The 13784-nt window shown below is 73.9% G+C and carries 12 protein-coding genes; 9 read left to right on the top strand and 3 right to left on the bottom strand.

The annotated features are described in order from the left end of the window. Window positions 1–175: 175 nt before the first annotated feature. Entirely contained in the window at window positions 176–1762 is a 1587-nt protein-coding gene (locus ACIQUR_RS13890; protein ID WP_403663280.1) for a helix-turn-helix domain-containing protein, read from the bottom strand. Window positions 1763–1878: 116 nt separating this feature from the next. Between ACIQUR_RS13890 and ACIQUR_RS13885 the strand changes: the two genes are divergently transcribed. Then, window positions 1879–3528 (top strand): DUF6350 family protein, encoded by a 1650-nt coding sequence (locus ACIQUR_RS13885; protein WP_403663277.1) that lies wholly within the window; start codon window positions 1879–1881, stop codon window positions 3526–3528. A gap of 63 nt (window positions 3529–3591) precedes the next feature. On the opposite strand, the gene ACIQUR_RS13880 is transcribed toward ACIQUR_RS13885, so the two are convergent. Then, a complete protein-coding gene (locus ACIQUR_RS13880; protein ID WP_403663274.1) occupies window positions 3592–4161 on the bottom strand; it encodes a hypothetical protein in 570 nt (189 codons plus the stop codon). A gap of 205 nt (window positions 4162–4366) precedes the next feature. Between ACIQUR_RS13880 and purN the strand changes: the two genes are divergently transcribed. Next, window positions 4367–4981, top strand: a complete 615-nt coding sequence (purN, locus tag ACIQUR_RS13875) for a phosphoribosylglycinamide formyltransferase (protein WP_403663271.1) — start codon at window positions 4367–4369, stop codon at window positions 4979–4981. Then, complete coding sequence (purH, locus tag ACIQUR_RS13870) at window positions 4978–6546, top strand: bifunctional phosphoribosylaminoimidazolecarboxamide formyltransferase/IMP cyclohydrolase (RefSeq protein WP_403663268.1); 1569 nt, start codon at window positions 4978–4980, stop codon at window positions 6544–6546. The genes purN and purH overlap by 4 nt, the downstream gene beginning before the upstream one ends. Window positions 6547–6609: 63 nt before the next feature. Here purH and ACIQUR_RS13865 read toward each other — a convergent pair whose 3' ends face one another. After that, window positions 6610–7356, bottom strand: a complete 747-nt coding sequence (locus ACIQUR_RS13865) for an RDD family protein (protein WP_403663265.1) — start codon at window positions 7354–7356, stop codon at window positions 6610–6612. Window positions 7357–7603: 247 nt separating this feature from the next. Between ACIQUR_RS13865 and ACIQUR_RS13860 the strand changes: the two genes are divergently transcribed. The 6 genes from ACIQUR_RS13860 to ACIQUR_RS13835 all read left to right on the top strand — a co-directional run bounded on the left by ACIQUR_RS13860 (window position 7604) and on the right by ACIQUR_RS13835 (window position 13727). Beyond that, window positions 7604–8512: a bifunctional methylenetetrahydrofolate dehydrogenase/methenyltetrahydrofolate cyclohydrolase gene (locus tag ACIQUR_RS13860; protein WP_399946268.1), complete on the top strand. Its 909-nt coding sequence runs from the start codon at window positions 7604–7606 to the stop codon at window positions 8510–8512. After that, on the top strand, window positions 8502–8930 hold the full coding sequence (locus tag ACIQUR_RS13855; RefSeq protein WP_403663262.1) for a DUF3017 domain-containing protein: 429 nt from the start codon (window positions 8502–8504) through the stop codon (window positions 8928–8930). Before ACIQUR_RS13860 ends, ACIQUR_RS13855 begins: the two co-directional genes overlap by 11 nt. 206 nt (window positions 8931–9136) lie before the next feature. Next, window positions 9137–10126 (top strand): malate dehydrogenase, encoded by a 990-nt coding sequence (locus tag ACIQUR_RS13850; protein ID WP_403663259.1) that lies wholly within the window; start codon window positions 9137–9139, stop codon window positions 10124–10126. 123 nt (window positions 10127–10249) lie between these two features. Beyond that, window positions 10250–12034, top strand: a complete 1785-nt coding sequence (locus tag ACIQUR_RS13845; RefSeq protein WP_403663256.1) for a hypothetical protein — start codon at window positions 10250–10252, stop codon at window positions 12032–12034. Continuing rightward, window positions 12021–12437, top strand: a complete 417-nt coding sequence (locus tag ACIQUR_RS13840; RefSeq protein WP_403663253.1) for a hypothetical protein — start codon at window positions 12021–12023, stop codon at window positions 12435–12437. The genes ACIQUR_RS13845 and ACIQUR_RS13840 overlap by 14 nt, the downstream gene beginning before the upstream one ends. Window positions 12438–12887: 450 nt before the next feature. Beyond that, window positions 12888–13727: a serine/arginine repetitive matrix protein 2 gene (locus tag ACIQUR_RS13835; RefSeq protein ID WP_403663250.1), complete on the top strand. Its 840-nt coding sequence runs from the start codon at window positions 12888–12890 to the stop codon at window positions 13725–13727. The last annotated feature ends 57 nt before the right edge of the window (window positions 13728–13784 follow it).

The following is a 13784-nucleotide window of genomic DNA, read 5'->3' as shown; positions in this document are numbered from 1 at the left end:
CGGGGTTGGGGGGGGGCTAGTCCCGCGGGTGGGCTTTCGGGGCGGGGGGCCCGGTTTTTTTGCCCCCCCCCCCCCGCGGCCGCCGCCCCCCGGCCGGCCCCCCCCCCCCCCCCGGGGGGGGGGGGCGCCCCGCGGCCGCTTTCCGTAGCGGGACGTGACGGGCAGGTGGCCGGGGTCAGGCGCTGCTCGGGACCAGGCGCTCCGGGCCCGGGGCGGGTTCCGAGCGCAGCTTCTCGCGCAGTTCCACGTCCTGTTCGGTGAGCTGCTGGGGACCGCTGTGCGGGGGGACGCCGGAGACGGCCGTTCCGGGCGCCTCCTTGGGTACGTACTCCCTCGGCGCGGTGGCGGTGGTGTACGCGGTGGCCGCCGCGATCACCGCCGTCAGCCCGATCGCGGCGCGGGTCCACCGCCGGCTGCGGTGCTCGCCCGCCGCCCGGACCACCGCCGCCGGCCGTGGCTCCAGCCGTACGGACGGCACGACGGAACCCAGCCTGTGGTGCAGGGCCCCCGGTGCGGACAGCTCCGGCAGCCGCTCGGTGAGCCGGGCGTGCGCGTTGAGCAGCCGCTGCCCCGTGGCCGGCGTGCTGGCCTCGGTCTCCGCCGCCGTCTCGGGCAGGTCCAGGCCCACGCCGTCGTACAGCAGCACGGTCCTGCGGTGTACGGGGGGCAGTTCGAGCATCGCGTCCATCAGCGCCCGGTCCGCGGGGGAGGCCGGGGGCTGGTCGGGGTGCTTGTGGGCACGCCGGAACCGGTGCCAGGGGGAGAGCGCGTACTCGTACGCCACCGCACGCACCCAGCCGACCGGGTCCGGGTCGGTGGCGACCTCGGGCCAGCGCCCCCAGGCCTGCTGGAAGGCCCGTTCGACCGCCTCCTGGGCCAGTGCGCGGCGGCCGGTGAGCAGGTAGGCCTGCCGGGTGAGGGCGCCGGAGCAGTAGGCGTACAGGGCGTCGAAGGTCTGTTCCGGGGTCAGGGCGGTTGGGGGCGTGGGCGGTTCGGGGGCGGGGGACGGTTCGGTGACGGAAGGCGTGTCGGTGGGGGGCGCCTGCTGCTCCTCGGCGGCCTCCGGTGCGGCCGGCGAGGGGGCTGCCGGGGAGCTGGAGGACGGGGAGGGGGCGGGCGCGGCCGACGGGGCCTCCGGTGCCGTCTGCCGGGACGTTTCTGCGGGGGATGGCGGCGACGTGCCGACCGAGGCCCGTTCGCGGGCCGCCGCGAAGGCCGCCGCCAACTGGTCCCTGCGGAGCGGGGTGTGGCGGGCCATCAGGGTGGGCGGCTTCGCGGCGCGCTTGGCGGCCGGCTTGGGACGGGTGCTGGGGGAGGCCGGCTTGGCGGGCGGCAGCGGCCTGCCGCGCCCGGTGGGGGGACCGGACATCGGGGATTCGGGGTGGTGGGCCGGCTCCGGGTGATGGATCGGTGCGGGGTGATGGGCGGGTTCGGGGCGGGTGGGTTCCGCGTGCCCGGACTCGGGGTGCGCTGGTTCGGGATGATGCGCTGGTTCGGGGTGCGCTGATTCCGGGTGCGTTGCTTCGGGGTGCTCTGGTTCTTCCGCGGGCGAGCCCAGCCGGGCCAGCAGTTTCGCGTACGCCTCGCGCTTGCGGCCGCGGGGCTCGGTGCGGCCCGTCTCCCACGAGCGGACCGTCGTCGGGGTCACGCCCAGCGCCGCCGCGAGCTCCTCCGGGGTGAGGTCCCCGGACTCGCGCAGCCGCCGCCGCTCCTTGGGGGAGGGCAGGGACAGGTCGGAGGCGGTGTCGACGCTTTGTGTCATGCCGGACTCCCCGTAACGCTCCCTTGGCCGAAAAAGTACATAACCGTATATTGCGAGACACTACGATCATTCGCCTGTTACGCGGCCTCAGCGCGTGTCGTTGGGACCATGTCCGCGTGACCCACGTGTCGTCGTCCGGCCGTCGCCGCCGCTCCCCGGCGGCCGCCGCCTGCGTACTGGGCGGCGTACTCGCCGCCGGGCTGGGCCTGGGTGCCCTGGCCGTCCTCGTCATGGTGCTGTGGATCAGCTCGCCCTACCCCGACAGCGGACCCGGCGCCGCGCTGCACGTGGCAGCGGGGGTGTGGCTGCTGGCCCACGGCACCGAGCTGATCAGGTACGACACCCTGTCCGGGGTGCCGGCCCCGGTCGGGCTCACCCCGTTGCTGCTGGTCGCGCTGCCCGTGTGGCTGGTGCGGCGTGCGGTGCGGATCGCTCTCTACGAGGACGACGGCGAGGGTGAGGGCGAGCTGGGGGAGGGCGAGCAGCGGGAGGCCGGGGCCGGGGCCGGGGCCGATGGGGCGGGGGCCGGCCCCGGCGCGGGTGCGGGTGCCGGTGCGCGAGCTGAGCGGTTGTCCGGTGGGGCCGTCTTTTCGGCGGTGGTGTGCGGGTACCTGCTCGTCGCCGCGGCGGCCACGGTGTACGCCGCGGGCGGCCCGATGCCGGCGGACCCGCTGAGTGCGGCCTGGCACGTGCCGCTGGTGGTGGTGTGCGCCGCCGCCGCCGGGGTGTGGAGCTCACGCGGGCGTCCGTACGGGCCGCCGCCGGGCTGGCTGCCGAGGGGCGTGCGCCGCCATCTGATGCGCCCCGGTTTCGAGACCGCGCTGCGTTCGGGCGCCGCTGCGACCCTCGTGCTGGCCGGGGGCGGCGCCCTGCTGGTCGGTGCCTCGCTGGTGTGGCACGCGGGTGACGCGCAGCGGTCGTTCCTGGAACTGACCGGCGTCTGGTCGGGCCGCTTCGCGGTGCTGCTGCTGGCCCTCGCGCTGATTCCGAACGCCGCCGTCTGGGGGGCCGCGTACGGGCTCGGGCCCGGATTCGCGCTCGGGGCCACCGCGACCGCGACGCCCCTGGCCTTCGCGGGCGCGCCCGCGCTGCCCGGCTTCCCGCTGCTTTCCGCGCTGCCGCCGGCCGGTGCCGGGTCCCCGGCCACCTGGGCGGCGCTCGGGGTGCCGGTGGTCGCGGGGGTGGTACTGGGGTGGTTCGTGGGGCGCGACGCGGACGAGGACACCTGGGGGGAGACCGCCCTGACCGCCCTCTACGGGGCGCTGGTGTGCGGCGGTGCGCTGGCGGCGCTGGCCGCGGCGGCCGCGGGCCCGCTGGGTTCCGGGCGGCTGGCGGCCTTCGGGCCGGTGTGGTGGGCCGTCGGTGCTGCCGCCGCGGGCTGGACCGCGGTGCTCGGCGTACCCGTGGCGCTGGGGGTACGGGCCTGGCGGCTGCTCCCGGCCGAGCTGGTGGGCGGGGAGGACGAGGACGGGGAGGGCGGCACCTGGGACGCGGGCACCTGGCACGACAGCGGGGTGCGGGAGGTGCGCTGGGAGGCCCTGCGGAGGTCGGCGGGGGATCTGATTCCGGAGATCGAGGGTGAGGGCGCGGTCCGGGTCGGGGGTGGGGCCGGGGTGGAGGCCTCTGCTCTGGAAGAGGCCCTGGAGGAGGTACGGGCCCGTGTGCTCCCGCCACTGACGCCGGTCGGCCTCACCGGTACCCGGATCGTCCCGCGCGTACAGCGGGTGCCGGAGGCCGAGGGGCCGCTGCCCGGCGACGCGCCGTAGCCGCGGCCGGCCCGGCGCGTCCCGGAGGTGAAGACCTCGGCGGACGAGTGGGGCCGGCGGGCGCTACTTCTTGACGCCGATGAGGTCGCGGAGGGGGTCCGGGAGGAGGTCGTTGCACTTCAGTTCCGCGGACTTGGTGAGGGCGTCGTCCCGGCAGACGTAGAAGTCCTTGTAGACCAGCTGCATCGCGTACGTGCCCGCCGTGAGGAGGAGGGCCAGGACCGCCGTCAGGAGGCCGCTGACCGCTGCCGTCGTCTGGGGGCGGATCGGGCCCTCGGCGGCCGGCGTGCCGGGGGACGGCTTGGCGCGGAGCGAGCTGATGCCCCAGTACAGGGCGAGCGAGCCCAGCAGGAGGCCCATCGCCGGGATGCCGAAGAGGGTGAAGAAGAAGGCCCACATGCCCGACAGGAGTGCGTAGCGGGCGCGGCGCTGGACCGGGTCCGTCGGGTCCCAGCGGCCGCGCTGCTGGTCGGGGTCGTTGCCGGGACCCTCGGGGCCACCGCCCTTGCCGGGGTCCGTCACGCGCCGCGGCTCCCACGGCTGGTCGGGACGTCCCTCCGGCGGCGCCGCGAAGGGGTTGTCTTCGCCCTGCGGCGCGGGCGGCTGGGCGGGGGACTGGCGTGGGTCCGGCATCGGGTGAGTTTCTTCCCCTGGGCGACTGGTCGGGTGAGCGCTGTACGCCAGACGCTACCGCCCGGCCATCCCCCCGTCCCTCGGGGGCCGTCCGGTGTGCCGGTATCGTTGCAGGCGGTCGGTCGCTTCGTATGGTTCCCCGTAAAACGGGGTCTTACGTTTTTGTACGACCACACAAGACGCACCCCGTGAGAAAGGGCCTGTCATGGCCTCCTCCCGCCTGGTCGTGCTGGTCTCCGGCTCCGGCACCAACCTCCAGGCCCTGCTCGACGCCATCGCCGCCGACCCCGAGGGATACGGCGCCGAGATCGTGGCCGTCGGGGCCGACCGTCCCGGTATCGCCGGTCTGGAGCGTGCGGAGCGCGCAGGGATCCCCACCTTCGTGTGCCAGGTCAAGGACTACGCGAGCCGCGGGGAATGGGACGCGGCGCTGGCCGCGGCCACCGCCGCGTACGAGCCGGACCTGGTGGTGTCCGCCGGGTTCATGAAGATCGTGGGGAAGGAGTTCCTCGCGTCGTTCGGCGGGCGGTTCGTCAACACGCACCCCGCCCTGCTGCCGTCCTTCCCCGGCGCGCACGGCGTGCGGGACGCGCTGGCCTACGGGGCCAGGGTCACCGGCTGCACCGTCCACTTCGTGGACGACGGCGTGGACACCGGTCCGATCATCGCCCAGGGTGTGGTCGAGATCCGGGACGGGGACGACGAAGCCGCTCTCCATGAGCGCATCAAGGAAGTCGAGCGCAAGCTGCTCGTCGATGTCGTGGGGCGTCTGGCCCGCAACGGCTACCGCATCGAGGGACGAAAGGTAACGATCCAGTGACCGCCGAAGGTACGAACAAGCGGCCCATCCGACGCGCGCTCGTCAGCGTCTACGACAAGACCGGGCTGGAAGAGCTGGCCCGCGGGCTGCACGAGGCGGGCGTCACGCTGGTGTCGACCGGTTCGACGGCGTCGAAGATCGCCGCCGCCGGTGTGCCCGTCACCAAGGTCGAGGAGCTGACCGGCTTCCCGGAGTGCCTGGACGGCCGGGTCAAGACCCTGCACCCGCGCGTGCACGCCGGCATCCTGGCCGACCTGCGGCTGGAGAGCCACCGCGAGCAGCTCGGCGAGCTGGGCGTGGAGCCGTTCGACCTGGTGGTCGTCAACCTGTACCCGTTCCGCGAGACCGTGGCCTCGGGCGCGACCCCCGACGAGTGCGTCGAGCAGATCGACATCGGCGGTCCCTCGATGGTGCGCGCCGCGGCCAAGAACCACCCGTCGGTGGCCGTGGTGGTCAGCCCCGAGCGGTACGGCGACGTGCTGGAGGCCGTGCGGGGCGGCGGCTTCGAGCTGGGCGCGCGCAAGCGGCTGGCGGCCGAGGCCTTCCAGCACACCGCCGCGTACGACGTGGCCGTGGCCTCGTGGTTCACGAACGCGTACGCCCCCGAAGAGGGCGCCGTGCTGCCGGAGTTCCTGGCCGGCGCGTGGGAGCGCAAGGCGTCGCTGCGCTACGGCGAGAACCCGCACCAGGGTGCCGCGCTGTACACCGACGGGCAGCCGGGCGGGCTCGCCAACGCCGAGCAGCTGCACGGCAAGGAGATGTCCTTCAACAACTACGTGGACACCGAGGCCGCCCGCCGGGCCGCCTACGACCACGACGGGCCGTGCGTCGCGATCATCAAGCACGCCAACCCGTGCGGCATCGCGGTCGGCGCGGACGTCGCCGAGGCGCACCGCAAGGCGCACGCGTGCGACCCGCTGTCCGCGTTCGGCGGCGTGATCGCCGTGAACCGTCCGGTGACGGTGGAGCTGGCCGAGCAGGTCGCCGAGATCTTCACCGAGGTCATCGCGGCCCCGGCGTACGAGGACGGCGCGCTGGAGGTCCTGGCGAAGAAGAAGAACATCCGCGTGCTGAAGGTCGACGGCGACGGCCGCCCGGCGGGCGACCTGCGTCCGGTCTCCGGCGGTGTGCTGCTCCAGCAGGCCGACGTCTTCCAGGCCGAGGGCGACGACCCGGCGAACTGGACCCTGGCGACCGGCGAGGCGCTCTCCGAGGCCGAGCTCGCCGAGCTGGCCTTCGCCTGGAAGGCCTGCCGCGCGGTGAAGTCGAACGCGATCCTGCTGGCCAAGGACGGCGCCTCGGTCGGCGTCGGCATGGGCCAGGTCAACCGCGTGGACTCCGCGAAGCTCGCGGTCGAGCGGGCGGGCGAGGAGCGCGCGCGGGGCTCGTACGCCGCCTCCGACGCGTTCTTCCCGTTCCCGGACGGCCTGGAGATCCTCACCGAGGCCGGCGTGAAGGCCGTGGTCCAGCCGGGCGGTTCGGTCCGTGACGAGCAGGTCGTCGAGGCCGCGAAGAAGGCCGGGGTGACCATGTACTTCACCGGCACCCGTCACTTCTTCCACTGACGGACCCGGAAAACGGCGAAGGCCGCGCCCCGCACTGCGGGACGCGGCCTTCGCCGTACTGCGTTACTTCTTGACGACGAGGGTGCCCGCGGCGCGGTCGTGCCAGCCCTGGAGCTTGCCCGAGTTGTCGAAGAAGGGGGAGAGGTAGACCAGGATCTGGCCGATGCCGCAGAGGAAGGCGCCGACCATCGGGATGATCCAGCGGATGAAGCCGCCGCCGATGCCGGGAACCTGGCCCGTGTTCTCCTTGACGACCTTCAGGCCCAGGGCCATCTTGCCGACGGTCGCGCCGACGAACGCGATCATCAGCCACTCGTAGAGGAGGGTGGCGAGGCTGAGGATGAGCAGACCGCCGAAGAAGGCCGCGAAGATGCCGCCCGCGGCCTCGCCGGCCTGGGTCGCGGCCTCGTTGACGCAGGTCTGGTAGGACGGGGAGAGCGGGTCGATGCCCGAGCAGTCCTTGATGTCGTTGGCCGCGCTGAAGGCGCCCGCGAACACCACGGAGCTCAGGATGAAGTACAGGACACCGATGATCGCGCCGTCGATCAGACGGGCACCGAAGCGGCGGCCCATGGTCGCCACCTGGACGGTGCCCAGGCCCGCGACGTTGATGTAGCCGTTGTTGGCCTGGAGGGTGCCGGGGGCCTGCGGAGGCACGGCGCCGTAGGCGGGCTGGCCCTGCTGCGGGTAGCCGTAGCCACCCTGCGGCGGGACACCCTGGGGGGCCTGCTGCGGGTAGCCGTAGCCGGGCTGGCCCTGGGGCTGCTGGGGCTGCTGCCCGTACGGGTTGTTCGGGTCGCCGAAGCTCATCTTGCGAGTTCCTCCGTTGGGAAGTGCGGGGACGCAAGGCCGCGCGAGGAGGAAATAACGATCTGAGCGGTCGGCCCCCCCGGCACTGCCCGCGGCACTACTATCCGGCCATCGTGGTCGGAGCGGCTCGCTCTTGTCCAGTCGGTTGCAGCTCCCGTTGTGCAAGTGCAACCTCCCTTCACACCGCCCCCATCCCGTGTGCGGGCGGAAGTGGAACCGGGGCGGGTCCATCCGGGAGGATGGAGTCATGACTGCCCAGATTCTCGATGGCAAGGCCACCGCAGCCGCTGTCAAGTCCGAACTGACCGCCCGCGTAGCGGCTCTCAAGGCCGGCGGAATCACCCCCGGCCTGGGAACGCTGCTGGTCGGCGACGACCCGGGCAGCCGCTGGTACGTCAACGGAAAGCACCGGGACTGCGCCGAGGTCGGCATCGCGTCGATCCAGCGCGAACTGCCCGACACCGCCACGCAGGAGGACATCGAAGCGGTCGTACGTGAACTCAACGCGAACCCCGAGTGCACGGGCTACATCGTCCAACTCCCGCTCCCCAAGGGCATCGACACCAACCGCGTCCTGGAGCTGATGGACCCCGCCAAGGACGCCGACGGGCTCCACCCGACCAACCTCGGCCGCCTGGTCCTCAACGAGCCGGGTCCGCTGCCCTGCACCCCCTACGGCATCGTGCACCTGCTCCGCCACCACGGCGTCGAGCTGAACGGCGCGCACGTCGCGGTCGTCGGCCGCGGCGTCACGGTCGGCCGCTCCATCGGCCTGCTGCTCACCCGCAAGTCCGAGAACGCCACCGTGACCCTGTGCCACACCGGTACGCGCGACCTGTCCGCGCAGCTGCGCCAGGCCGACGTCATCGTGGCCGCGGCCGGGGTCCCGCACCTGGTCAAGCCGGAGGACGTCAAGCCGGGTGCGGCGGTGCTGGACGTCGGCGTCAGCCGCGACGAGAACGGCAAGATCGTCGGCGACGTCCACCCGGGCGTCGCGGAGGTGGCCGGCTGGCTCTCCCCGAACCCGGGCGGCGTCGGCCCCATGACCCGGGCCCAGCTGCTGGTCAACGTGGTCGAGGCGGCCGAGCGGTCGGCGCGCGACGACGAGGCGGAGGCGGCCGAACAGGCGGAGCGGGACGAGCACCGTGCTGGCTGAGCGCAAGGACCCGGGGGAGCAGCAGGGGCAGCAGGCCTCCCGCCGCTTCCCCCAGGTCACGCGCGACACCGCCCGGCCCGAGGGCGGTGGCCGCGCCGCGCCCGGCGACGCCCCCGCCCCGGCACGGCAGTGGCCGATGCTCAGCGTGCTCGGGGCCACCGCGGTCGGGCTGCTGCTCACCGCCCTGGACCAGTTCCGGGCGGGCTGCCTGATCATCGGCGTGGCGCTCATCGCGGCCGCGGTGCTGCGGCGGGTGCTGCCCTCGGTGGGCATGCTGGCCGTCCGCTCCCGGTTCACCGACATGGTGACGTACGGGGTGCTCGGCACGGCGATCGTGCTGCTCGCGCTCGTCGTGGAACCGGAACCGCTGCTGGAGGTGCCGTTCCTGGAGGACGCCGTCCGGTTCACGGTGCGTTGATCTTCTGATCGACGGCGGAACGTACGCCATTCCTTCGAACCCCCGACTCGTGTGCGACGGACCACACGGGGTCGGGGGTTGGACGTGTCCCGGGTCGGATAGCCTGACCCGCGGATGTCTCTTCACGTCAAGATTCACAGGGAAGCGGCGTCCTCCAGCACATGGGGCCAGGAGGCTCCACCGCCAGCTGTCTAACGGAGAAGGCCATGACCCGCACTCCCGTGAATGTCACCGTCACCGGCGCCGCCGGCCAGATCGGCTACGCGCTGCTCTTCCGCATCGCCTCCGGTCACCTGCTCGGCGCGGACGTGCCGGTCAACCTGCGCCTCCTGGAGATCCCGCAGGGCCTGAAGGCCGCCGAGGGCACCGCCATGGAGCTCGACGACTGCGCCTTCCCGCTGCTGCGCGGCATCGAGATCACCGACGACGCCAACAAGGCGTTCGACGGTGCCAACGTCGCCCTCCTGGTCGGCGCCCGCCCGCGTACGGCCGGCATGGAGCGCGGTGACCTGCTCTCCGCCAACGGCGGCATCTTCAAGCCGCAGGGCAAGGCCATCAACGACCACGCCGCGGACGACATCAAGGTCCTGGTCGTCGGCAACCCGGCCAACACCAACGCCCTGATCGCCCAGGCCGCCGCGCCGGACGTCCCGCGCGAGCGCTTCACCGCGATGACCCGCCTGGACCACAACCGCGCGATCTCGCAGCTGGCCGCCAAGACCGGTGCCGCCGTCTCCGACATCAAGCGCCTGACCATCTGGGGCAACCACTCGGCCACCCAGTACCCGGACATCTTCCACGCGGAGATCGCCGGCAAGAACGCCGCCGAGGTCGTCAACGACGAGCAGTGGCTGGCCGACACCTTCATCCCGACCGTCGCCAAGCGCGGCGCGGCCATCATCGAGGCCCGTGGCGCCTCCTCGGCCGCCTCTGCCGCCAACGCCGCGATCGACCACATCCACACCTGGGTCAACGGCACCGCCGAGGGCGACTGGACCTCCATGGGCATCCCGTCGGACGGCTCCTACGGCGTCCCGGAGGGCCTGATCTCCTCCTTCCCCGTCGTCTGCAAGGACGGCACGTACGAGATCGTCCAGGGCCTGGACATCAACGAGTTCTCCCGCACCCGCATCGACGCCTCGGTGCAGGAGCTCTCCGAGGAGCGCGACGCGGTCCGCGAGCTCGGCCTGCTCTGACCCGGCCCCCGGCGCGCTGACGCGCCGTGAACCGGAACCACCGAACGCCCCGGCAAACCCTGCCGGGGCGTTTGGCGCGTTTGACGCTGTCACCGCCCGGAGGGCCGGTCCTAGGGTGCGCGGATGACCCAGTCGGCCCACTTACCGCCCCAGTCGCCCCGCCCGCCGGACCCGCTGCTGCTCGGCAAACCACCGGTCGCCCCCGCCGCCAGCGAGGCCGGCCGCCTCATGTGCGCGGGCGTCTACCTCGACCCCGCCTTCCGGGACCAGGTCATCGACGAGCTGTACGTCCACGAGGAGCGCCTGGTCGCGCCGAGCCACGGCTTCGACGCGGCCCGGGTCCTCGCCCACGCCCTGCGCGCCAGACGGACCGAACTGTGGTACGCCGCCGGGGTCGTCGCGGTCTGGCTGCTGGCCTGGAAGCTCACCGGCGGACTGTTCCTCGCGTACTTCCTGCTGCCCTGCCTGCTGCTGGCCCTGGCCGCGCTGATCAGCCGCGACAGGAAGAACCCGCCGCTGCGTCTCGTCGGCGGGCTGGTGCGCTGGTACGCGCGGCTGCTGATGGCCCTCGCCTTCTTCGGCCTGGGCGTCAACCTGTACGCCGGCACGCACTACGAGCGGTACGACAACGCGCTCGTCGCGTTCGTCTTCGAGAACGGCCGCATGGTCGACCTGGAGCAGCTCGTGCTCCCGGACGACTGGCAGTACTGGTACACCGACTACGAGGGCGGCTTCCTGGAGAACGCGTGGGGCGTCGTGCTGTTCTTCCTGCTGCTGGCCGTGCTCGCGGGGCTCCAGCGCGGCCGGTTCTCCCGGATGATGGCCGGTGAGCTGTCCCCGCGGCGCTACCCCGACGTCCGCTCCGACCCGGCCGACCACGCGGTCGGCGTACGCTTCCGCCGCATCCAGCGGCAGATCCGCGCGGAGCAGCACTCGCCCCTGATCATGTACGACACGGCGGCGCCCTTCCGCGGCGCCGGCTGGCCCTGGGACGTCTGGCACCTCTCCGTCGAACTCAGGCCGCGCACCGACTTCGGCACCCGCAAACCGGAGCAGCTCGACAACGAGCAGCTGCTGGGCCGGATCGTGAAGCAGGTGGAGGCGCTGCGGGTGCCGTCGCCGCGCCGGGACCCGGCGATCGCCGCGGCCGTGCTCGACCGGCTGCGGGAACTGGTGGTCGACGAGTGCGTGTTCCTGCCGGCCGCCGGACTCCCCACGCGCGGGTCCGCGCCGACCCGGCAGGGCGACTTCGAGCTGCACCGGGCGGGGGCGGTCGAGGAGGGCGGCGAGAAGCGGCGCCACTTCCTGCGCATCCGGGTGGGCGGCTGGGACGAGGACGTGGTCGTCACCGTGTACGTACGGGTGCACACCCAGGGCGGCATGCTGATGCTGGAGTTCGCCCCGCACGTGCTGCCGCCGGTGCGCGAGGCCTTCCAGAAGGCCGACGACATCGCGCAGCGCCACCGGAACAACAACCGCTTCGGGAAGCTGGTCTGGGCGCTCGCCCACGCCCCGCGCTCGCTGACCGCGGCCCTCGCCACGCTGGGCCGCGGGGTGGTGAGCCTGTGGCGGGTGCTGACCGCCGGGCACGGCGGGGCGCGCCCGGCGGGGCCCGAGCGGGCCGTGCGGGAACTGGCCACCGACTTCAGGCTGTCGCTGTTCCAGAAGATGGACCACGACCGGTACCGCAAGACCATCCAGGACCGGGTGACGGAGGGGGTGAAACTGGCGCTGTACGAAGCGGGTTGGCAGACGGGCGAGTTCGAGCAGAAGATCGTCAACCTGAGCGCGGGCGCGACGTACGTCGACTCGGTCAGCCACAGCGCGGTCAACTTCGGGGAGAAGGGCACCGCGAGCAACACCAACACCGCGAGCGGAGCCAAGGGGGCCAAGGGTGGCGGCAGGTAACGGGACGCACGGGGCGGAGCACGGGGCCGAGCACGGGGCCGAGCCCGCGGGCCCGGTCCGGATCGGCCGGATCGAGGGCAGCGCGGTCAACTTCGGCGCGGGCGGTACGGCGAACAACACCAACGTCTTCCACGGCGCCCCGCGCGACGCGGCCCAGGAGGAGCTGCTGCGGGCGGTCCGGGAGCTGCGGGCCGACCTGGCGCGGGTGCGGCGCAGCGAGCACACGGAGGTGCTGGAGGCCGAACTGGTCGGTGCGGAGGACGAGTACGAGGCCTCCGGCGAGGTCACGCGGGGCCGGCTGACCCGGCTGCGCGACGCGCTCGCCGACTCCGGACCGGTCCTGGAGCTGCTGGCCTCCGGCGGCGCGCTGGCCGCGGCCGTCGCGCAGCTGCTGGGGGGCTGAGCCGTGCCGGAGAGCGGTCCCCGCTGGAACCCCCGGACGCAGCGCTGGGAGTTCGGCCCGCCGGAGGAGCCGGCCGGCCCGGCGGAGCACAAGCCGAACCACCCACCTGCCGCCCCCACACCACCACCCCCGGCCGAGGGCCCGGCCCCGGGCCAGGGCACGGTCCCGGACGAAGGCCCGACCCCGGGCCAGGGCGCGCCCCAGGCCGATGGCTCGGCCCCGGGCGATGGCTCGGCCCCGGCCGAGGGCTCGGCCCCACGTGGGTCGTCGGGCGGCGCCGGTCAGGTTCCTGCCCCGGCCCCGACCTCGGGTCAGGCGCCGGGGGCCTGGGCTGGTGTCGGACCGGCGGCGGGCGCCGGGCACGGTGTCGGGCAGGCCGCGGGTGGCGGGTTCGGGGCGGTCGTCGCGGGTGGGCCCGCGTACGATCCGCTCGGCGGGGCCGCCGCGTCGGTGGCCGACGCCGAGACCCAGGCGGCCGGGGCGTGGCCCGGTACGCCCGGTGGCCACCCCGGCGCCCTTCCCGCGCTGCCGCCGCACCCGCCCGTACCGCCCCAGTACGGGCCCACCGGCGGGCCCTTCGTCCCTTCTCCGCCGCCGCCTCCGCCGCCGCCCCGGCCCGCCGGCCAGGGCTGGCTGACCCCGCTGACCGCCGCCGTCGCGGTGGCGGCCCTCGCGGCCGGTGCCGCGGCCGTGTGGTTCGTACAGCGCGGCGACGAGACGCCCGCCCCGCGCCCCAGCCCGGTCCTCTCCTCCGCACCGGTCAGCCCGACCGGCGACGCGGGGGAGGCCTCGCCGACGCCCTCCGACCAGCCGTCGGACCAGGCTTCGCCCTCGCCCTCTCCCTCGTCCTCGCCCTCCGCCCCCGCGGGCTACCGCCTGGTGGACGACCCGGCGGGCTTCCGCATCACCGTCCCCGAGGGCTGGCAGCGGGAGGAGCTGAAGACCGGGGTGTTCTACCGGTCGGCCGACCGGACCTCCCTCGTGCAGGTGTTCCGCGTGAACGAGCCCGGTATGACCCCGCTCGAAGCGGTCCGGGGCGCGTCCGAACAGCTCTCCGCCAACCCGGGGTTCACGCAGATCGAGATCGGCGACCGCGGTGACGGCTCGGCCGAGCTGGTGTACGAGTACGACAGCGCGGAGACCGGCAGCCGCCGACGCGGCGTCGAACGGGTGCTGACCACCCCGGACGGGCGGATGTACGCCGTCCTGGTCGCCGCCCCCGCGAGCGGGTGGCCGGTGCACCGGGAGATCCAGGCGGCCGCCCTGAAGGACTTCGCCCCGACCCCCTGACAACCGGCCCGAGTGCGGAGTGAGGGGGTGCGGGCACCGCCCCGCCCCCACGCCGGC

Source organism: Streptomyces sp. NPDC101132 (assembly GCF_044759225.1).
Lineage (GTDB): Bacteria > Actinomycetota > Actinomycetes > Streptomycetales > Streptomycetaceae > Streptomyces.
The sequence above is the reverse complement of the archived record's forward strand: the minus strand, read 5'-3'. Positions and strand labels throughout refer to the sequence as shown.

Bases quoted from the DNA above. Each gene is read 5' to 3' on its own strand.
- ACIQUR_RS13850 (WP_403663259.1), top strand. From the start codon at position 9,137: ATGACCCGCACTCCCGTGAATGTCACCGTCACCGGCGCCGCCGGCCAG.
- ACIQUR_RS13845 (WP_403663256.1), top strand. From the start codon at position 10,250: ATGACCCAGTCGGCCCACTTACCGCCCCAGTCGCCCCGCCCGCCGGAC.
- ACIQUR_RS13860 (WP_399946268.1), top strand. From the start codon at position 7,604: ATGACTGCCCAGATTCTCGATGGCAAGGCCACCGCAGCCGCTGTCAAG.
- ACIQUR_RS13880 (WP_403663274.1), bottom strand. From the start codon at position 4,161: ATGCCGGACCCACGCCAGTCCCCCGCCCAGCCGCCCGCGCCGCAGGGC.
- ACIQUR_RS13865 (WP_403663265.1), bottom strand. From the start codon at position 7,356: ATGAGCTTCGGCGACCCGAACAACCCGTACGGGCAGCAGCCCCAGCAG.
- purN (WP_403663271.1), top strand. From the start codon at position 4,367: ATGGCCTCCTCCCGCCTGGTCGTGCTGGTCTCCGGCTCCGGCACCAAC.
- ACIQUR_RS13890 (WP_403663280.1), bottom strand. From the start codon at position 1,762: ATGACACAAAGCGTCGACACCGCCTCCGACCTGTCCCTGCCCTCCCCC.